A 21,325-nucleotide genomic window follows, 5' to 3' on the forward strand; every position below is an offset into this window, starting at 1 on the left:
TCAATGGTTATCAATTTTTTAAGAACTGATAAACGTGCTACTTTCATATTATTATTTTTACGACTTTACATAGGGTATACATGGCTCGCTGCTGGAATAGGCAAAGTCTTTGGACAATCTTTTGACGCAAGTGGTTTTCTAAAGGGCGCTATTGCTCAAGCATCAGGTGACCATCCTGCAGTGCAAAGTTGGTGGGCAGATTTTCTTCAACATTTTGTCCTTCCAAACGCAGACCTATTTAGCTTTTTAGTTCAATGGGGAGAAATTTTAGTAGGTCTAGGTTTGATTTTAGGTGGATTAACAAAAACAGCTGCATTTTTCGCAATCATAATGAATCTTTCATTTTTATTAAGCGGAACTGTTAGTGTAAATCCAAACCTGCTTATTTTGACTATGTTCATTTTAGTTGCAGGACAGAACGCTGGACGTATTGGATTAGATGGCTATGTTTTCCCAAAAATTTTCCGTAAAAACAACCACGGAACATATAAATTAAGTAAAACTGCGTAGTAACGGTTTACTCTTAAAATATAAATAAGAAAAAGAGCCTGCGTATAGGCTCTTTTTTATTTACTCCAAATTTAAACTCTTAACGAGCCACGAAAACCTCTGGCAGCATAATAAGAATCTGCCCCATTGTGATACACGAAAACATGCCCGAAGCGATAATCGCAAAATAGCGCACCACCGAGTTCTCTAATATCTAAAGGTGTTTGTACCCAGCTTGATGATTTCATATCAAAATCTCCAAGTTGTTGTAACTCTCGATATTGTTCTTCAGTTAATAGTTCAATACCCATAGCGGCTGCCACATCAATAGCGTTATTTTCTGGTTTATGCTTCTTTCTTGATTCTAACGCTTCAAGATCATAACAAAGGCTTCTACGGCCTTTAGGACTCTCCTTTGAACAATCATAGAAAGTATATTCGTCCTTCTCTTCATCATAACCAACAACATCCGGCTCACCGCCTGTTACTTCCATTTCATTAAGTGACCACAATTTTTCATTATTAGTAGCCAGCTTCGCTTCAACTTTAGCCCATTCAAGGCCTTCATGGCGGTTCATGTTTTTCTCAAAACGGGCTTGTAATACTTTTAATAGTTCTTCACGTCGTTCTACAGATAACTCATTTTTATTCTCTGTCATATTCGTCCTCCGAATTAAGCTTCCTTATAACCACTTAAATCTTCTCAATAATGGTTTACTTGCAGTTTACAACAATCTGGCCCGATTGCACAACGAATAATCCCTGTGCGGATATCCATTATATAGTACTAAAACCCTCCATACTTTCTCCAAGAATATAATGTGAAAACCACATCAAATTCTGCTTCATAATAGCTACATTCATTCCTGGCTGATCAGGACTATATGCCATTCCTTTAAATATCATTAATTCTGTATCAACTTCCATATCCCTTAATCCTTGATGTAGCTCATATGCATTTGTAACTGGAATTCTTGCATCCTTTTCGCCATGTTGGATTAAGGTAGGCGTACAAGCTGATTTAATATACGTCATTGGTGATGTTTTCGTATATATATCTGGATCATTCCATGGAGTATTTCCTAAATGCATCCTAATGAAGTAAGGGATATCTGTATTTACGTAATGAGTACTCCAGTTCGTAATTCCGCCCCCAACTGAAATTGCCTTAAATCTGCTACTAAATGTAGAACAGAAAGCTGATATATATCCTCCGTTACTCCATCCCATAACTCCTACTCTATCTTTATCTACAATCCCTTTTTCAACTAGTTCATCCACTCCAGATATAACATCATCGTAATCAGCAAGTCCTTGTTTTCTGTAGTTCGCTTTTAAAAATTCATTACCATAACCAGAACTTCCTCTATAGTTTGGCTCTAAAACGATAAAGCCTTTTTCAACAAACTGTTCAATCGGATATTTCTCATTGAAGCAGTCTGAAAATATCGGAAAGGATGCCCAAGCCGGACCTCCGTGAATTACTACTAATAAAGGATATTTTTTATTTGTATCAAACTCTACTGGTGTTGATAAAACACCCTCTATTTTAAGACCATCACTACTTTGCCATGAGATGATTTCCCTGTTGCTTTTAAGCTTGTCTTCGAAAAAGCTATTTTCATTCGTTATTTTTTTATCATCCAAATAGATTTCAAAGGTTTCATTTGTTATAGCCTTATTATAGGTTATATGATTGCCATCCCTTGTTATAGAGGCATCCATTATAAAGCCATCTATGTTGTCACTTAATGCTTCCACAGTGCCATCTTCAGCTAGTAATCCAATACGATAATTCGTTTTATCCTGCCATCTAATTAAAATACCTTTAGCTGTCCACTGTAATGGCATAACCGTACTATCAAAATTTGTTAAAGGTTGAATTACCTCTCTCGTATTCATATCATATATCTCTAATGTACTATCTTGTATATGGTTTCTATAGTAATCCTTCTCTCTTATGCTTGCTGAGTAACATATTTTGCTGCCCTCAGGAGAAAAGCAAATGCTCCCGCCCAACAACTTATCTACATTCATCTTTTGCAGTTCCTCAGCTTCAACATCTAATATATATAGATCACCATTCATATAATCGTTTAGGCTTGGTGTAGCCATACATACAACTTTTTTCCCATCATTTGAAATATCAAAGTCATGGATATAAAACTCCTTACCATCAGTTAATTGATAAACACCGTTAATCTCTCGTTCCTCTTTATCATTTTGTATCACTTTTTCTATTTCAATGTAGCATAAACAATTATTTTGATGTTCCTTACCTACATGTTGAAAATCTCCATATAGCTCCTTACGTTTCTTTATTTCCTCACATTCTTTTGACTGTGTAATATAATAAAAACCTTTACCAGTATGATCCCATTTGAATGTACTGATCCCTTCTTCCTCATCAGTAATTTGCACCCCACCATAACCATCTAATGACTTAACGAAGATTTGATTTTTCCCATTACCACCAGGACTAAGGTATGCAATATCCCTAGAATTTGGAGACCATAACGGGCATGTACTATCTATATCCCCATTTGTTAATGGATAATTTTGCCCTTTACCTTTTTCATATATCCATACATGATTTCTATATGTATTGTCTTTCCAGTTAGCTGTCCTCTTAACAAATGCTACGTTTTTGCCATCATCACTTATGTTTGTACTTGATACGGCCGGTAATGAAATAATATCTTCTATACTTAAATATGTTTTTTCACTCACTTTCATCAATATGCCCCCTTGTAATGTCCATAAATCTCTCGTCTCTTTTTGTCATAATAAAGTAAATTGTTCACGGATACTTAAAATAGTAACGGAAAATTCAGATAAATAAAAGTGCATCTGATAAAGTAAAACTTTAATCTATAGGGTTCTATCCACTCAAATTAAAGATTATGTGGTTTTCATCTAAATGGGAAAAATAAACGCATTTTGATTCATACATTCGTTTAAAGTGAACTTCCATCAGTGGGAGTCTTATAGCCTACGAATTGTGGAATAAAAAATGGACTAAGAATTTAATCTTAGTCCATTTTTTATTTTATATCCATTTTGTATGGAATGTACCTTCTTTATCTACTCGTTTATACGTATGCGCTCCAAAATAATCGCGCTGCGCTTGCAACAAGTTTGCAGGTAGTTTGGCAGTACGATAGCTGTCATAATAAGAAATTGCTGCTGAAAATGCAGGTATCGGAATGCCCTGTTGTACCGCCATTGAGATAATTTGGCGTAATCCACCTTGATATGACTCTACAATTTCTTTAAAGTATGGATCAAGTAAAAGGTTCGGTAGGTCAATGTTAGCCTCATAAGCCTCTTTAATGTTCTGTAAAAAGGCAGCACGGATAATACATCCGCCTCTCCAAAGCATAGAAATGCTGCCAAAATCAAGGTTCCAATCATATTCCTCAGAAGCTGCCTTCAACTGCGTGAATCCTTGTGCATAAGAACAAATTTTACTCATATATAAAGCTTGACGCACCGCTTCAATTAATTCGGCTTTTTCAACTCCAATTGCTGTTTTATCTTTAGGGCCAGATAAAACTTTACTTGCGTTCACACGCTCTTCTTTTAAAGCAGAAATGCAACGTGCAAATACAGATTCCGTGATAATAGGCAGAGAGATACCTAAATCAAGTGCGCTTTGACTTGTCCATTTCCCTGTACCCTTTTGTCCTGCAGTATCAAGAATAACATCCACTAATGGCTTACCAGTTTCTTCATCTTTCTTCTTGAAAATATCGGCTGTAATCTCAATTAAATAGCTGTTCAGTTCACCTTTATTCCATTCAGCAAATATTTCATGGAACTCTTCTGCAGTCAAATCTAGTGTTTGTTTCAAGAAGAAATATGCTTCACAAATTAATTGCATATCTCCATACTCAATACCATTGTGAACCATCTTTACATAGTGTCCTGCCCCATTAGGTCCGATATAAGAACAGCAAGGCTCGTTATTCACTTTTGCAGAGATGTTTTCAAGCATATCCTTTACTTTTTCGTATGCATCCTTCTGTCCGCCGGGCATAATAGATGGTCCCTTCAATGCACCCTCTTCGCCGCCTGACACACCTGCCCCGATGAAATTGATTCCTTCTTCGGCAAGACGTTTGTTTCGGCGAATTGTATCGACAAAGTATGTATTACCACCGTCAATTAAAATATCACCTTTATCGAGGTGAGGGACTAGAGAATCAATCGCTTTATCTGTAATTTCTCCCGCATTAACCATTAATAAAATCTTTCTAGGTGATTCGAGTGAGTTAACAAACTCTTCAACTATATGAGTACCAACTAAGTTTTTACCACGGTTTTCCTCAATGGTTTCATCAACTTTTTCCTTTGAAATATCATATAGGGCAACAGAATACCCTTTACTCTCAAAGTTAAGTGCAAGGCTTTTTCCCATAACGCCCACACCAACAACTCCAATTTGTAACTTTTCCATATTCTATCGTTCCTTTCCATGTATGTTACTCTGTATTATAGTATATATACCTAAAATAACATTTTAATCAAATAATCCAACTTTTTCATTTCAATAGGCTCTGCCAGTATTCGTGCAAAAGGTTAAAGGGACACGGCACATCACTATCAAGTTAAAAAATAAAGAGAAATTTTCATCCTTATTAATCAATCATGAAAAATCACATTAAACAGCTTCCGTATCCCTTTTACTGTTTAGAAAGATCTATACAAATAAACTTAATAATAAAGTAAACCCTAATCCGGCTACAGAAACGATAGTCTCAAGTAAAGTCCATGTTGCAAATGTTTCTTTCATGCTTAAACCAAAGTACTCTTTGAACATCCAGAAACCAGCATCGTTCACGTGTGAAGCAATTAAACTACCAGCCCCTGTTGCAAGGACAACTAAAGCAAGGTTAACATCAGATTGACCTAACATCGGAATCACTAAACCGACAGTTGTTAATGCAGCAACCGTAGCAGACCCCAATGAAATACGTAAGATGGCAGCGATAATCCATGCGAGCAAGATCGGTGATAATGAAGTTCCTTTGAATAATTCGGCTACATAGTTACCAACGCCGCCATCAATTAATACTTGTTTGAAAGCGCCGCCTCCACCAATAATTAAGAGCATCATCCCAATATTCGAGATCGCTGTTGTACAAGATTCCATCACGTTTTTGATTGGAATATTTCTTGCCAATCCCATTGTATAGATCGCAACTAGTAAGGATATCAACATGGCAGTATCCGCATTCCCAATAAACTCGATCGTTGCTAGTAAACTATTATCTTTGAATCCCATTGTTTTTTGCAACAAAGTAATAATTGTAGCGACTGCCATTAAAAGAACAGGCAGTAAAGCGGTAAAAACACTGATTCCAAAACCAGGGGTTTCTTCAAGTTTAAATACTTTCTGCTCACCTAATGATTGTATATTACCGGTTTTTGTGAACGCCTCAGGTACTAGTTTTTTTGCAAGTTTAGTAAATACAGGTCCAGCTAACACAACTGTTGGAACCGCTATCATAAAACCGTAAAGTAATACTTCACCGATGTTTGCATGCAATTCACCAGCGATAGCAGTTGGTCCTGGGTGTGGTGGTAAAAATCCGTGTGTTACAGATAAAGCAGCTGCCATCGAAATACCGAGATATAAGATAGAAACTTTTAATTCTCTTGAAATTGCAAATACAATCGGAATTAATAATACTAATCCTACTTCAAAAAATAATGCAATCCCGATAATAAATGAGGCAGTCACAACAGCCCATTGAATGTTCTTTTCACCAAATTTTTTCACAAGGGTCATGGCAATGCGTTGTGCCCCCCCAGAATCTGAAAGCAACTTACCTAACATCGCACCAAGTCCAAAAACGAGTGCTAAGTGCCCAAGTGTTCCACCTAATCCCGCTTCAATGGTTTTAAAAATCTTTTCTGGTGGCATTCTAAGTGCTAACGCAACCCCGACGGATACAATGATTAATGAAATAAAGGTATTTAATTTAAAGCGCATAATCAGTAAAAGTAATGCTAAAATCCCAATTGCTACAATGACTAATGGCATCGTAGTTCCCCCCTAATCTTAGCTGTATTTGTATTGATCCCGCTATTCGTGGGCAGTAAGGCCCCCACCACCTCGAGATTTAGATAGAAGCGAGGCATGGGAGATTACTGATGAAAGTTTTACTTTATTAAATTTCTTTGATAATTTGCAATTCGTGTATAATCGTCTTCTAGCGCCCTTGATAGGTTAATAAATATAGGCAGTAATTGTCTGTATTCTTTTGTTGCTTCTTCTTTCGGTGTATGTTTGTAGGTACTGCCAACCATTTCGGAAACGATTTCAAAAGAATCAATTTTTCCTGTGGCATAGAGACCTAATATACATGCACCTAGACAAGAGCTTTCGTAGCTCTTTGGAACAACGACTTCAGATGCGAAAATATCGGACATCATCTGTCGCCAAACGTCAGACCTTGCGAAGCCGCCTGTTGCTTGAATACGAGTTACAGGACCATCCATGCATTCTGTTAATGCTAAAAATACAGTGTATAAATTATATATAACACCTTCTAAAGCTGCACGAATCATATGTTCCTTTTTATGTGACATCGTTAAACCGAAGAAGGAGCCACGTACATCTGGATTCCATAATGGTGCACGTTCCCCTGCGAGGTACGGATGGAATAATAATCCGTCTGCACCAGGTCTCACGCGTTCTGCTATTTTAGTTAATACATCGTATGGATCAATTCCTAGTCTTTTCGCAGTTTCTACTTCTGATGAAGCAAGTTCATCACGAATCCAGCGAAGGACCATCCCTCCATTGTTTACCGGTCCACCAATTACCCAATGTTTTTCGGTTAAGGCATAACAAAATATTCTTCCTTTTTTATCTGTTTGTGGTTTATCAATGATGGTCCGAATAGCACCACTTGTTCCAATTGTGACAGCAATCTCCCCTTTCCGAATTGCGTTCACACCTAGATTAGAAAGCACCCCATCACTGGCACCAATGACAAACGACGTTTGGGAATCGATACCAATCTTTTGGGCTAAATCTGGATTGCAGTTGCTGAATATTTTGGTGGTTGGTACGAGTTTAGATAATTGAGCTGATGTTATACCAGCAATTTTTAAAGCTTCCTCATCCCAATCTAGCGTTTTTAAGTTCATCATACCCATGCACGAGGCGATGGAATGATCAACAACATATTGATCAAAGAATTTTTTGAAGATATATTCTTTGATTCCAATATATTTTTTCGTTCTAATAGCAATTTCCGGATGGTCATTCACAATCCATGTAATTTTACTTAATGGTGACATTGGGTGAATAGGTGTTCCTGTTCGTCTATAAACTGCATGGCCATTCAGTTCATCTTTGATTTTATGTGCCCATGCTTCACTGCGATTATCTGCCCAAGTGATACAAGGTGTCAGCGGCTGATCATTTTCATCCATGGCAATGACACTATGCATAGCACTGCTAAATGAAATAAACGATGGGTTTTTATCTGAATGCTGTTTCGTTATATTTGATATTGCTTGTAAAACTGCTTGAAAAATCTCTTCTGGATCTTGTTCCGCTGTGGATATATCCGGTGTGCGAAGTGGATAACCAATATTCTCAGTTTGAATGACTTCGCCTTTTTCAGTAAATAAAACTGCTTTCGTACTTGTTGTACCGATATCTATACCTAACATATAGCTACTCATGTCCTTGCTCAACTCCTTTAGATAACATTTGTTGTGACATCCAGAGGTCTTCGACTTTCCCTTGAACATCATCAAAGTTTTGATGTAAGGCCTTAATCATGAGGGCTCGATCTTTTGATTCGATTGCTTTTATATAAAGCTCATGATTTTTAATAATCCGTTCAAAGTCTTCGTACTTTTCCTTGAAACGAGTACGCATTGATAAAAGGATTAAGCTTTCCATAACAGGCTTTAAATTATTCCAAATCATCAGGATGTAGGAATGCTCAATGGTTCGAATAATCGTTTCATGGAATAAGAGATCTTGATAAGAAAATTCATCAGAATCATGATACTTAATGGCGATTTTCATCATTTCCATTATTTTATTTAGTTCTCTTACTAAATCATTTGTGTCCATCTTTCCAAGTCGCTCAAAGATAAACGTTTCTATAAGTAAACGAACATCATATATTTCTTCAATTTCTTTCTCGGTTAAACCAATGACAACTGCGCCCATTCTTTCTAAGCGAATAATATTTTCAGAAGCTAGTAATTTTAATGCTTCACGAACGGGTGACCGACTTACAGAAAAATCGGCAGCTATTTTATTTTCTGACAGGATGGTACCGCTTTCAATTGCACCTGCAATAATGCGCATTCTCAATTCGCTCGCAACACGATCACCTGTAGAAGCTTTTGAAAGCCATTTTTCAGGATAAAGAAATTCCATTGATTTCGTCATAAATCCACCTCGTGTTAATCAAGTATACTTGTATACAAGTATTATAACTCGGATTTTTAATTATGCAAGCGCTTTTATTGTTCGCGTTGGTTCTATTAGAGGAAATCCCATAATTATTAAGCTAACAAATCAAGTCACCCCAAAACTATTATTGTTGATAAAGAAGATTTAGGAAATGGAAAACGAAACAAGTGGTATGAAAGACAAATAATTATAGAATCTATGTAAAAAGAAGCAGCTACCTTTAAATGGAGAGGTAGCTGCTTTTTTAGTTGTTCATATTCTGCTGATGCTTTGAAATTAATTTAGACATATAGACAAAACCCTAAATTACGTATTGTCTTGTAACTCCATGAATATCTATTCGCGCTATTGTGTTTATACATTGCTCATTGATAGCTTCCCGATTAATTCTCAATAACATCATGTAACCTCTCAGCAAACTCTTTATGATGCACTGTGTTATAACCCACATGATGTCCTGGAAACTCTGTGAATTCTGTTCCGAGGTGTTCTGCTAAGTTGAATGCGCAATGATAAGGAAAAGTTTCTCTTGAAATACTTCCACCAGCTGGACGTACCTGTATCGATGCAGGTTTTAATAGGGACTTTAATGCATCGATATTTAAAGTATAGCTGAGAATTCCCGGGATTTCATACTCAGTGAAATACATCGAATTGCCAAGTAGTCGCTCTGTTAGCATATCCTTCGATGGTTCGGAATTACTATCATCAATATTTGACAATAACTTCATGACCTCACTTTGATGATTCCCTTTAAGGTCTTCCATGAAATTTATAGCCTGCTTCAACTCATTTTCAGATAAAAGTTGTAATAAAACCGGTTCGTGTGGAATTAGTAACTGTACCTGCTCAGGATGACGTATGCACAAATCAAGTCCGATAACAGCACCAGAACTACTTCCGAATACATAAGCCGGTTCTTTGGTCAGATTAGCTAGCAACCGATGAGCATCTTCGCTATGCGTGTGCACATGGTAATCCTCATTTTTATTGACGAGATTGCTACGGGAATGACCACGACGATCGTAAGTAACAACGGTATACCACTTAGCAAGATGGTCGGCGATATTATGGAACTTGTCGGCATCACCACCCCCACCATGAATCAAAAGAAGAATTGGACCCGAGCCACGCACCTCATAATAGATGCTTGCTCCAATTACTTGCAATGTTCCGTTTTTTACTATACTCATTTGTACATTCTTCCTTTCTTTTGTCATCTCCCTTAACATTACATAATTGGTGAACGATATAAAATGCAGGAAATAACTAAGAAACAAATTTACCATAAGAAAAAGCAATGTGTGGCTTTAAAATAAAGTTTGATTAAAAATATTGTGTTAAACCGTATTCTATGATGAATAAAAAGAAACCATTTTGAAAAAGTCTAATCAAAATGGTTTCTTATCCAAAAGAGGAATGCAATTATATAATCAAGGTTCAACAAACCCTCTTTAAAAGGCTCTATGTGTTTTCCCTCCACTTTCTATATGCTTCCGTAAATAATAATATCTATGAAGTTCCATAATGAAATGAAACAAAATAAGCGAAAGCATTGAGTATACACACATTAATACAATTGCCACCATCTGTTGTGTTGCAAAACCAAGACTGATGTTAGCAATAAGTTGCCCTAATCCTACAAAAGCAACTGCTCCTATGCCCCCCATTCCTTTCGATGATTTTGACTTTTTTCTTGGTTCCTGAAGTTTTTTAATATGATTTTTATAATAATGATACAAAGCAAAACTATATAAACCAAATGAAAAAATAAAATAAATTGGCGTTTGTAATTCTAACATTTCATATGCAAATTTTTGAGCTATAACCAATAATCCTACTGAACATACGATACCAAATACTCCTCGAAATAGAGTGTATTGTAATTGCCGTTTCCGAGGATTGATAATAATCCATATCGCCCATAAGTTCAAAAAGATAATCGGAGGAGCCACTATATATACATACAATAATCGAAAAGGATTCGCAAAAGCAGGCGCAAGAACAAATATGTCTGCTATCCCAATAACAAGAGTAATAATGGTCGATCTTATATCCTGTGCAGCATAAACAGCCATATAGTATTCAAAAGCTTTCTTATTAAAATCTATATTTTTTTGCATGTTAATTAAACCACCCCGCTACTGTTGACCAAGCTTTTTTCGCACCCGTTTTCACCATCATACCTTCAAGTAAAGTACAATTATTTTGAAATTTATTCATCTTTACAAATTAATGCAATTCATCAGTAAATGCTATTTAAATCTACTCTAATTTTATTACAAAACAACTCTTTTTTATAATATTCAGAATAAAAATTGACAGATCTCTCAAAATAAACTTTCGGATATTTCCTCACTTCAATAACCTCTTAAACAATTTCTCTCTTAATAAAATCTTAATATTCATTTAAATAAAAATGTTTTTGTTCTAAATCCGATAAAAATTCATGTTACCTACTCATTTTTATTCCTTTTAAACGAGTTGAACGACCTAGAGAGGATACATCTTGAATTTTCAGCCATGTTTTATAATTTATACCGATACCTGAACCACGACCTTCTTTTATCCACTTTTCAATTTCAGGTGTTCTTTTTCTTTTAGACATAAAAACACCCCTTTAGATAATCATATCTAAAGGGGTGAAGCATCACAACTTTTTTTAAAACATCGCGACTTTATTTCAAATCCACAACTATATTTACTAACCTACTAATCTCCTACTCAACCGTAACAGACTTAGCTAAGTTACGTGGCTTATCAACGTCACACTCACGGTGAAGTGCTGCGTAGTATGAGATAAGTTGTAATGGAATAACTGCTACTAACGGTGCTAGTGCTTCATGTACAGCTGGTAATACGAAGCTGTCACCTTCCATTTCTAAGCCTTTCATTGAGATGATACATGGGTTAGCTCCTCGTGCTACTACTTCTTTCACGTTACCACGAATTCCAAGGTTTACGTGCTCTTGTGTAGCAAGTGCGATAACTGGTGTACCATTTTCGATTAAGGCGATTGTACCGTGTTTTAATTCTCCTCCAGCAAATCCTTCTGCTTGGATGTAAGAGATTTCTTTTAGTTTTAACGCGCCTTCTAAACCTACGTAGAAGTCTACGCTACGTCCGATGAAGAAACAGTTACGAGTTGTTGCTAAAAATTGTTTTGCTAATGCGTCCATTTCTTCTTTTTGATCACAAAGTTGTACCATTGCATTTGCTACAAGTCCTAGTTCGTGTGTTAAGTCAAAACCAAGAATTTCACCTTTTGCTTTAGCAATATCTGCAGCTAAAATTGAAAGTACTGCAAGCTGTGCTGTGTAAGCTTTCGTTGATGCAACGGCGATTTCTGGTCCCGCGTATAACGGAAGTGTATAATCTGCTTCACGAGAAAGTGTAGAACCAGGTACGTTTGTAATTGTTAATGCTTTATGACCCATTTCATTTGTTTGTACAAGTACTGCACGGCTATCAGCTGTTTCACCACTTTGTGAAATGTAAATGAAGAATGGTCTTTCTGTTAATAATGGCATGTTATAAGAGAATTCACTTGCTACATGCACTTCAACTGGCATTTTTGCAAACTTCTCGATAAATTGTTTTCCAACAAGACCTGCATGATAACTTGTTCCACATGCAATGATGTAAATACGATCGCTATCTAAAATCGCATTGCGGATATCTTGATCTAATTCAATCTCGCCATTTTCATCTTGGTACTTTTGAATTATATTACGGATAACAAGTGGTTGCTCATCGATTTCTTTAAGCATGAAATGAGGGTATGTTCCTTTTTCAATATCACTTGCGTCTAATTCCGCTGTAAACGGTGCACGTTCAATCGTTTCACCTTGTAAGTTTTTAATTGTAATACTTTCTTTCGTTACAATTACAATTTCTTTATCCATTAATTCAATAAATTGATCTGTAACTTGTAACATCGCCATAGCGTCGCTCGCCACAACATTAAAGTTGTCACCAACACCTACTAATAGCGGGCTTTTGTTTTTAGCAACATAAATCATGTTTGGATTTTCAGCATCAAGTAATCCGATTGCATAAGAGCCATGTAAAAGAGATAGCGTATTACGGAACGCTTCTTCTACACTTAGTCCTGTGCTCACTTGTTGTTCCATAAGCTGTACGATAACCTCTGTATCCGTTTCACTTACGAACGTTACATCTTGTAAATATTCCTTCTTCACTAACTCATAGTTTTCAATTACACCGTTATGAACTAGTGTAAAACGCTTTGATGTACTTTGATGCGGATGCGCGTTTACTTTGCTCGGAACACCATGTGTAGCCCAGCGTGTGTGACCGATCCCCACGCTTGTTGCTACGTTCTCATCTACGATTTCGCGAAGTTTTGCAATACGGCCTTTTTCTTTGTATACAACAACACCGTTCTCTGCTTGTACTGCAATACCTGCTGAATCATATCCACGATATTCTAGCTTTTCTAAACCTTTTAATAAAATTTCCTTTGCATCTTGCTCTCCAATAAATCCTACGATTCCACACATGTTTAGTCGCCGTTACAAATGCTTACACTGCTCTGCGAACATGTAACGACATAGTCCGATACCATTTTTATTTATACTAAAAAACGGATTACATATTGCTAGCCCTGTAAGCTTGTAACGGCTTTCACCTTCCTCTCGATTGGGTTTAAGTCCGTATATACTTATACAGCTAGTTTGTATCCGTTCCTTTTCTCTCATCACACTTTCACCTTTGTCCACTAAGTCACCTTAATGATTTAAGTAAAAGCTTGCGGTTGTGATGAACAACCGGGAGCCATCCGCCGAAATCTCGATAAACCCCACCTCGTCAACTACACTACTTGTAGTTCTGGCGCTTCTATAATTTACAATATTTCCTTTGAGAAAAAGAACAAGACCATCTTATAACAAACATGGATAAACCGTCAATGAAAATTTTTTCACCATCTATAAAACATATGAAAAAGGAGCACTTATTGTGCTCCTTTTCAATAAATTTATTAAATTATTCAGCGCCAACTTCCGCTTTCACAACTTCTACAATGCGATGTACATATGCATCACAAACTTCTTGTGTTGGTGCTTCTGCCATTACACGAATAAGTGGTTCTGTTCCAGATGGACGAACAAGAATGCGGCCATCACCATTCATTTCTTCCTCTACAACACGAATAATTTCTTTAATTTTTTCGTTTTCTAGTGCTAGTTTTTTATCTGTCACACGAACGTTTACTAGTAATTGTGGGAATTTTGTCATTTCTCCTGCAAGCTCAGATAATGGTTTTTTCGTCATTTTCATAATGTTTACAAGTTGAAGTGCACTTAACATTCCATCACCAGTTGTAATGTAATCAAGTAAGATAATATGGCCTGATTGTTCTCCACCTAAGTTGTAACCTCCGCGCTTCATTTCTTCCATTACGTAGCGGTCACCAACTGCTGTTTTATCACTTGTAATACCGTTAGCTTCAAGTGCTTTGTAGAAACCTAAGTTACTCATAACTGTTGAAACAACTGTATTATGCTTTAGTTGACCAGTTTCTTTCATGTACTTTGCACAAATAAACATAATTTGATCGCCATCAACAATGTTTCCTTTTTCATCTACAGCGATTAAACGGTCACCATCACCATCGAAAGCAAGACCAATATCAGCACCTTTTTCTTTTACTAATTCAGCTAATACTTCTGGATGCGTAGAACCTACTCCATCGTTAATGTTCATACCGTTTGGTGAAGTTCCCATTGTTGAAATATCAGCTTCTAAATCAGCAAATAAGTACGGAGCTAAAGAAGACGTAGCACCATGCGCACAATCTAAAGCGATATGTAAACCTGAGAAATCTTCCTCTACAGTTTGTTTAATGTATTGTAAATACTTTTGTCCACCTTCAAAATAATCACTCACTTGCCCAAGGTTCGTACCTGTTGGACGTGGTAATTCATCCACTTCTTTGTCTAATAAAGCTTCAATTTCTGCTTCTTGCTCATCTGTTAATTTAAAACCGTCTGAACCGAAGAATTTAATTCCGTTATCTTGTACTGGATTATGAGATGCAGAAATCATAACACCAGCTTGTGCATCTAACGCTTTCGTTAAATAAGCAACACCTGGTGTAGAAATAACACCAAGACGCATTACTTCTGCTCCAGTTGATAATAGACCTGCTACTAAAGCTCCTTCTAACATATGTCCTGATATACGTGTATCACGGCCGATAATTACTTTTGGACGGTCTGTATCTTTTGTTAATACATAACCACCAAAACGTCCAATTTTGAACGCTAATTCAGGTGTTAACTCCTTATTCGCAACCCCGCGTACTCCATCTGTACCAAAATATTTACCCATTATGATTCGCTCCTTTTTCTGGCTCTTTTTGATTATCTACTGTTGGCTCTTGGCTAGTTTCTTTATCTTTATTTTGTTCCGATTCCTTCTCCTTTTCCTTTTCCTTTTCTGGATCAGGCTTAGGTTCAGGTTCAGGATTTTTTGGTTTTTCAGTTTGATTATCTTTATTATTATTTGAATTTGGTTGCTCACCGTTACCCTGTACTTCTTTATCGGGATTTTCTTTCTTCACAATTGTAACTTTAGCACTTTTTTGTTTTGGCTCTATTGAAATATTACCAGGGCCACTCACTTGAATAGCAACATCCTTCGTCCCAGGAGACACATTTTGTAGATTAATCACTGCTGTTATTTGAGCAGCTGTTATTTTATCTACTATACTTGTTTCTCCTGAAATATCAACGCTTATCTTCCCATCTTGCGGCGAAAGTAACTGGGCCGTAACGTCTTTAGAAAGTCCATTTTTTTGAATTGATATACCATCAATCGTTCTTGTTTTCGTTTGTTTTGTTTTTTGTACACCTACTGAAACCTTTACTTGATTTGGCTTCGCACTTGTTACACCCTTTGGTAATAAAACAGAGGTATCGAATGTTGTAGACTCTGTCAATTGACTAAGATCTACTTCGACCCCCTCTATCGATTGTATATTATCCAATATATCTTTTGGACCTGCTATCGTTACTTCTCTCGGCTCAACACTAATATTTGTAACGGCCAATCCTTCCGGTAAACTCCCCTTTTTCGCATATGTTATAGGAACAGTTTTTTCAGTATTATTGGCCGTAGCTTGCGTCGCCACATTCAACGTTACACTAATTTTAGATGGACTTGTTCTTACATTTAAACGTTTGCCTTCTTTATTGTATAATGTAACTTCGGCTGTTTTTGTAACAGTTTTATTAACACCTTTTAAATCAACATACGCCTTAGCAGATGAAATACTTTCAATTTCTTCTTTCGTCCCAACTACCTCAACCGTATCAGGTTTAATGTTTGATTTTTCGAGAGTAGCACCAGCTGGCATTTGATCCTCATTTGATAATTTCAAGTCTACATGAACATATTTTCTCGCTTTTTCATGAAGAGTAATTTTAATTGTTGATGGCTGAACTGTTCCTTTCACATCATCTGGAAGTCCATTCGTTTTCAAAGAAACTTCATACGTTCCTTTTTCGCTGCCTCTCAAATCAACTGGTATATCAAATTGTTTTTTCGCTTTTGCCGTAGCAACTGCTGCTTTTGGACCCTCTAACTTCACCTTAACGCCCTCTGCCGGAATACCACTTACAATATATTTCTCTTCATCATACTTAACGTTAATAGCATAATTAGTTAATGTTTCTTTCGCATCATTTGCAAAAGGTAGTATCCCCGATGTCGTATTTTTTTCAGTTAAAGTCGCTGACATAAAAAGCATACACGCCAATAGTAATGAGATCCCCTTTAAAAACCAATGATTCTCCATTAACTTATCCATGACGCTTTCTCCTCCAATTCCATAAAGACGAAGAAGTCGTTTTTTCGTTCGCACTAAATTCAGCTAACAACATATCTTTCAGTTGTTCTGTCTTCAAATCACGATGCAACTTACCATTTTTCGTTAAAGAAATTTGGCCTGTTTCTTCCGACACAACTACTGTAATACTATCAGTAACTTCACTAACTCCCATTGCAGCGCGATGCCTAGTTCCTAACTCTTTAGAAATAAATGGACTTTCCGATAACGGAAGATAGCAAGCTGCTGCTTTAATGGTACTTCCTTGCATAATTACTGCTCCATCGTGAAGAGGTGTGTTTGGAATGAAAATATTAATGAGTAATTCCGATGATACGTTTGCATTTAGCGGAATACCCGTTTCTACATAATCACCCATACCGGTCTCTTTTGACAAGGTAATTAATGCACCAATTCTACGTTTTCCCATATATTCCGTTGCTTTCGCTATCGCTGTTGCAACCATTTCAGGCTCATCATCCTCGTGAGTTCCAGTACGCGAAAATAAACTCCCGCGTCCTAGCTGCTCAAGCGCTCTTCGCAATTCTGGCTGGAAAATAATAATAACGGCTAAAAATCCCCACGTTAATACTTGTTCAGTTAGCCAATATAGCGTTCGCAATTCAAGGAAAATACTGATCATCCGAACGACAATAATAACTGTAATCCCTTTTAAAAGTTGAACAGCTTTCGTCCCTCGGATTATGAGAATTAGCTTATATATAATAAACCATACAACGGCAATATCTAATGCCGTACTAAGATATTTCAAAATGGTCGTATCTTCAAAAGGCATGCTAACCCTTCCTCCTACTTACGAGCAATTCTATCCATATATTGAAATATTGTTTTATGCTCTATCTGTATGTATTTCCAACAACTAGTTAATTATACCATACATGAAACAAACGACAATTACAAACAACCCCCTTTAGTCTAAATTGGTAAGATGTCAAACATTCTTATCGTACAGTATAATATAAATCATTATTATACGCCTATTTTCAAATAAAAAAAGCAACTTCTCAGTTGCTTTTCTTACATTTATTTTAGTTTTTCACCGAATAAAGAACCCATTAAAGCAACCGCTGTTGTTGCCGTTCTATTTCGCTCATCTAAAATCGTATTTACCTCAACAAACTCGGCAGATGTAACAATATCAGCTTCCGCTAACATCTCCATTGCTAAATGACTTTCACGATAAGATAAGCCACCAATTACAGGTGTTCCAACTCCTGGTGCATCATGAGGATCAAGACCATCTAAATCTAATGATAAATGCACACCATCAGTATGAGATAAATACGCGATTGTTTCTTCCATAACAGCCGTCATACCCATACGATCAATCTCGTGCATTGAAAATACTTTAATACCTTCATTTCGAATAAAGTCTTTTTCTCCTTCATCTAATGCACGTGCACCGATAATTACAACATTCTCTTTTTTCACCTTTGGATATGCCCCGTATAAATCTACAAGCGTGGGATGTCCATACCCTAAACTTGCTGCAAGTGACATACCGTGAATATTTCCAGATGGTGAAGTTTCTTCTGTATTTAAATCACCATGTGCATCATACCAAATAACACCTAGGTTTTTATAATGTTTCGCAACACCAGCTAATGTACCGATAGCGATACTATGATCGCCACCTAATACAAGTGGAAAACGCCCTTCTTCTATAATATGATCCACCTTACTTGCTAATTCGTTACATACAGTTGCAACTTGTGTAAGGTTTCTTAAGCTTGTATTTACCTCTACTTCTTTTTCTCTCTCTATACATATATCTCCCATATCTTTAACGTCATATCCAATTTCTTCAATTCTTTCAATTACACCTGCATAACGGATTGCGCTCGGTCCCATATCAACGCCACGACGCATCTGCCCTAAATCCATTGGAACTCCAATAACTGAAATTTCTTTTTTCATAGATAGTATCCCCCTTCTGTGCCTTCACTAAATATTTTAAATCTTTTATATAGTCTGACTCAACTCGACATTTTTCTGTATGGATATACAAATTATTCACTTATATCCACCTAAAAATCCAAATGTTAAGACTATTCTATGTATAAAGTTAACTTAATGAAACAACTACCATCATTATTATTAGATAATAATAAAAAACACTCCCGCATTTAGAAGTGTTTTTCTGATGCTATTTTCCACACTGCTGCAATATTCTTTGCTGTCATTTCGATATTCTCTTCTGCTACTTTATATGCCTCCTCTAATGTCATCGGACTTGTTGTAATACTAAATACTGCGTCAATTCCTTTTTCATGAACAGCCGAGTAATTCGGAGATACTGATCCCCCAATCGCAATGACAGGAATATGAAGACGCTTTGCACGCTCCGCAACACCTACTGGTGCCTTTCCATATGCTGTTTGTTCATCTATTCTCCCTTCGCCAGTTATAATTAAATCTGCACCTTCTATATGCTTATCAAAATTTGTATAATCTAATACAATTTCAATTCCTCTCCGCAAGCCTCCCTTTAGCACTGCAATAACAGCTGCTCCCATACCTCCTGCAGCTCCTGCACCAGGTATTTTAGATACGTCGCAAAATAGGTATTGTTTAAGGATATGCGCATAATGCTTTAAATTCTCATCCAGCTCTTTCATCATCTCTTCATCCGCACCCTTTTGTCGTCCAAATACGAAAGATGCTCCTTTTATTCCAACTAACGGATTATCTACATCACATGCTGCTTCTATCTTTATATGCTTTAAGCGTGAATCCATTTGTGAAAAATCAATAGAGACAATCGAATGTAACGTTCCACCAGACGGCTCTATTACTTCTCCTTTTCTATTTATAAACCTGACTCCTAAAGCTGACAACATACCCGCTCCTCCATCATTTGTAGCACTTCCCCCAAGTCCTAAAATGATATGCTCAGCTCCTTCGTCTAGCGCATGTAGTATAAGTTCTCCTGTTCCTTTCGTCGTCGTAATAAGTGGGTTTCGCTTTTTAGCCGGAACGTGTTGTAAACCTGATGCTGCTGCCATTTCAATAAACGCTGTCTTTTTATCTTTAGACATACCGTAAAAGGCTTGTACGCTCTCTCTAAGCGGTCCTGTCACATGAAATGATATAATCCTCCCGCTTGTAGCATCAACAAGGGAATCGACCGTTCCTTCCCCTCCATCTCCAATTGGTATTTTTACGTACTCTGCTTTAGGAAAAATTGCTCCAAAACCTCTTTCAATAGCTTCACATACTTCTATAGCTGTTAAGCTTTCTTTATATGAATCAGATGCAATAACAACTTTCATAATTATCCCCCACCCTTTATTTTCACGTTTTCTCCATTTTAAATGACAAGTATGAAAGTTGTCTTTTTAAACACAAAAAAAGCTTACATCATATGATGTAAGCTTTCTCTATTAGATGGAGCCTAGCGGGATCGAACCGCTGACCTCCTGCGTGCAAGGCAGGCGCTCTCCCAGCTGAGCTAAGGCCCCTTAGTAATTAAGCGGAAGACGGGATTCGAACCCGCGACCCCAACCTTGGCAAGGTTGTATTCTACCACTGAACTACTTCCGCGAAAATGGTGAGCCATGAAGGACTCGAACCTTCGACCCTCTGATTAAAAGTCAGATGCTCTACCAACTGAGCTAATGGCTCGTAAATGGCTGGGCTAGCTGGATTCGAACCAGCGCATGACGGAGTCAAAGTCCGTTGCCTTACCGCTTGGCTATAGCCCATTAATATTTACTAGTATGGTTATCTTTTCAAAAAAATAAACCCTCTCAGGTTATTTTAAAGAAAATGGTGGAGGGGGGCAGATTCGAACTGCCGAACCCGAAGGAGCGGATTTACAGTCCGCCGCGTTTAGCCACTTCGCTACCCCTCCGACATTTAAAATATATATGGTGGAGGATGACGGGATCGAACCGCCGACCCCCTGCTTGTAAGGCAGGTGCTCTCCCAGCTGAGCTAATCCTCCAAAAGTGGTGACCCGTACGGGATTCGAACCCGTGTTACCGCCGTGAAAGGGCGGTGTCTTAACCACTTGACCAACGGGCCAAAAAAGTTTTAAACCTATTCCCAAGCTTCCAACCGGGCTTGAACCGGTGACCTCTTCCTTACCATGGAAGTGCTCTACCAGCTGAGCTATGGAAGCATAATGGCTCCGCAGGTAGGACTCGAACCTACGACCGATCGGTTAACAGCCGATAGCTCTACCACTGAGCTACTGCGGAATAATATTAGCCTGGCAACGTCCTACTCTCACAGGGACAAGGTCCCAACTACCATCGGCGCTAGAGAGCTTAACTTCCGTGTTCGGTATGGGAACGGGTGTGACCTCTCTGCCATCATTACCAGACTTTTATCATTATAAACATTTCTTTCGAAATGTCAAGAAGAAAATTATATATTCCTTCAAAACTAGATAACATTTGCTACATATTATATGGTTAAGTCCTCGATCTATTAGTATTCGTCAGCTCCACATGTCACCATGCTTCCACCTCGAACCTATCAACCTGATCATCTTTCAGGGATCTTAC

16 protein-coding genes, 9 tRNA genes, 2 rRNA genes and 1 pseudogene are annotated in these 21,325 nt (G+C 37.3%); 1 reads left to right on the forward strand and 27 read right to left on the reverse strand.

What is annotated here, in order from left to right:
- Positions 1–3 precede the first annotated feature (3 nt).
- Positions 4–510, forward strand: a complete 507-nt coding sequence (locus tag ACTFSI_RS23940) for a DoxX family membrane protein (protein WP_044790566.1) — start codon at positions 4–6, stop codon at positions 508–510.
- 71 nt (positions 511–581) lie between these two features.
- Here the strand turns inward: ACTFSI_RS23940 and ACTFSI_RS23945 are convergent, their stop codons facing one another.
- From ACTFSI_RS23945 to ACTFSI_RS24075, 27 genes and pseudogenes are all read right to left on the reverse strand, one after another.
- The gene (locus tag ACTFSI_RS23945) at positions 582–1,148 is read right to left on the reverse strand and encodes a DUF4256 domain-containing protein (RefSeq protein WP_044790565.1); all 567 of its coding nucleotides are present in this window, start codon (positions 1,146–1,148) and stop codon (positions 582–584) included.
- Between the two features lie 118 nt (positions 1,149–1,266).
- Positions 1,267–3,225, reverse strand: coding sequence for a S9 family peptidase (locus ACTFSI_RS23950; RefSeq protein ID WP_440045685.1), 1,959 nt, complete (start codon positions 3,223–3,225; stop codon positions 1,267–1,269).
- Between the two features lie 313 nt (positions 3,226–3,538).
- The gene (gene gndA / locus ACTFSI_RS23955) at positions 3,539–4,948 is read right to left on the reverse strand and encodes an NADP-dependent phosphogluconate dehydrogenase (RefSeq protein WP_138322573.1); all 1,410 of its coding nucleotides are present in this window, start codon (positions 4,946–4,948) and stop codon (positions 3,539–3,541) included.
- A gap of 243 nt (positions 4,949–5,191) precedes the next feature.
- Positions 5,192–6,538, reverse strand: coding sequence for a gluconate permease GntP (gntP, locus tag ACTFSI_RS23960; protein WP_044790563.1), 1,347 nt, complete (start codon positions 6,536–6,538; stop codon positions 5,192–5,194).
- A gap of 119 nt (positions 6,539–6,657) precedes the next feature.
- Positions 6,658–8,193: a gluconokinase gene (gntK, locus tag ACTFSI_RS23965; protein WP_000100548.1), complete on the reverse strand. Its 1,536-nt coding sequence runs from the start codon at positions 8,191–8,193 to the stop codon at positions 6,658–6,660.
- Positions 8,186–8,917: a gluconate operon transcriptional repressor GntR gene (gene gntR / locus ACTFSI_RS23970; protein ID WP_000167471.1), complete on the reverse strand. Its 732-nt coding sequence runs from the start codon at positions 8,915–8,917 to the stop codon at positions 8,186–8,188. The genes gntK and gntR overlap by 8 nt, the downstream gene beginning before the upstream one ends.
- Before the next feature lie 407 nt (positions 8,918–9,324).
- The gene (locus ACTFSI_RS23975) at positions 9,325–10,134 is read right to left on the reverse strand and encodes an alpha/beta fold hydrolase (RefSeq protein WP_044790562.1); all 810 of its coding nucleotides are present in this window, start codon (positions 10,132–10,134) and stop codon (positions 9,325–9,327) included.
- Between the two features lie 261 nt (positions 10,135–10,395).
- Positions 10,396–11,064: a hypothetical protein gene (locus tag ACTFSI_RS23980; protein ID WP_001171286.1), complete on the reverse strand. Its 669-nt coding sequence runs from the start codon at positions 11,062–11,064 to the stop codon at positions 10,396–10,398.
- A 332-nt stretch (positions 11,065–11,396) separates the two neighbouring features.
- A pseudogene (locus tag ACTFSI_RS23985) lies at positions 11,397–11,549 on the reverse strand (transposase); the annotation flags it as partial.
- Positions 11,550–11,661: 112 nt separating this feature from the next.
- A complete protein-coding gene (glmS, locus tag ACTFSI_RS23990) occupies positions 11,662–13,464 on the reverse strand; it encodes a glutamine--fructose-6-phosphate transaminase (isomerizing) (RefSeq protein ID WP_440045686.1) in 1,803 nt (600 codons plus the stop codon).
- 12 nt (positions 13,465–13,476) lie between these two features.
- A complete protein-coding gene (locus ACTFSI_RS23995) occupies positions 13,477–13,662 on the reverse strand; it encodes a hypothetical protein (RefSeq protein WP_001208183.1) in 186 nt (61 codons plus the stop codon).
- A 286-nt stretch (positions 13,663–13,948) separates the two neighbouring features.
- Complete coding sequence (glmM, locus tag ACTFSI_RS24000; protein WP_000521474.1) at positions 13,949–15,295, reverse strand: phosphoglucosamine mutase; 1,347 nt, start codon at positions 15,293–15,295, stop codon at positions 13,949–13,951.
- Positions 15,288–16,775: a CdaR family protein gene (locus tag ACTFSI_RS24005; protein ID WP_000359578.1), complete on the reverse strand. Its 1,488-nt coding sequence runs from the start codon at positions 16,773–16,775 to the stop codon at positions 15,288–15,290. Before ACTFSI_RS24005 ends, glmM begins: the two co-directional genes overlap by 8 nt.
- Positions 16,768–17,589, reverse strand: coding sequence for a diadenylate cyclase CdaA (gene cdaA, locus ACTFSI_RS24010; protein WP_001115700.1), 822 nt, complete (start codon positions 17,587–17,589; stop codon positions 16,768–16,770). The genes ACTFSI_RS24005 and cdaA overlap by 8 nt, the downstream gene beginning before the upstream one ends.
- A gap of 248 nt (positions 17,590–17,837) precedes the next feature.
- On the reverse strand, positions 17,838–18,731 hold the full coding sequence (rocF, locus tag ACTFSI_RS24015) for an arginase (protein WP_044790560.1): 894 nt from the start codon (positions 18,729–18,731) through the stop codon (positions 17,838–17,840).
- 209 nt (positions 18,732–18,940) lie between these two features.
- Positions 18,941–20,086 carry a glycerate kinase gene (locus tag ACTFSI_RS24020; protein WP_044790559.1) on the reverse strand — a complete coding sequence of 382 codons (1,146 nt, stop codon included), beginning with the start codon at positions 20,084–20,086 and terminating at the stop codon, positions 18,941–18,943.
- A gap of 116 nt (positions 20,087–20,202) precedes the next feature.
- A tRNA-Ala gene (locus tag ACTFSI_RS24025) sits at positions 20,203–20,275 on the reverse strand.
- Positions 20,276–20,285: 10 nt separating this feature from the next.
- Positions 20,286–20,357 (reverse strand) — tRNA-Gly (locus ACTFSI_RS24030).
- 5 nt (positions 20,358–20,362) lie between these two features.
- Positions 20,363–20,438: transfer RNA gene (locus ACTFSI_RS24035), tRNA-Lys, on the reverse strand.
- 5 nt (positions 20,439–20,443) lie between these two features.
- Positions 20,444–20,518, reverse strand: a tRNA-Gln gene (locus tag ACTFSI_RS24040).
- Positions 20,519–20,583: 65 nt separating this feature from the next.
- A tRNA-Tyr gene (locus ACTFSI_RS24045) sits at positions 20,584–20,667 on the reverse strand.
- 17 nt (positions 20,668–20,684) lie between these two features.
- Positions 20,685–20,760, reverse strand: a tRNA-Val gene (locus tag ACTFSI_RS24050).
- A gap of 5 nt (positions 20,761–20,765) precedes the next feature.
- Positions 20,766–20,840 (reverse strand) — tRNA-Glu (locus tag ACTFSI_RS24055).
- A 24-nt stretch (positions 20,841–20,864) separates the two neighbouring features.
- Positions 20,865–20,937 (reverse strand) — tRNA-Thr (locus ACTFSI_RS24060).
- Positions 20,938–20,941: 4 nt separating this feature from the next.
- Positions 20,942–21,016: transfer RNA gene (locus tag ACTFSI_RS24065), tRNA-Asn, on the reverse strand.
- 9 nt (positions 21,017–21,025) lie between these two features.
- Positions 21,026–21,141 (reverse strand): 5S ribosomal RNA (gene rrf, locus ACTFSI_RS24070).
- Between the two features lie 87 nt (positions 21,142–21,228).
- Positions 21,229–21,325, reverse strand: a 23S ribosomal RNA gene (locus ACTFSI_RS24075); the annotation flags it as partial.

The sequence above is a fragment of the Bacillus cereus group sp. MYBK101-2 genome (assembly GCF_051918845.1).
GTDB lineage: Bacteria > Bacillota > Bacilli > Bacillales > Bacillaceae_G > Bacillus_A > Bacillus_A paranthracis.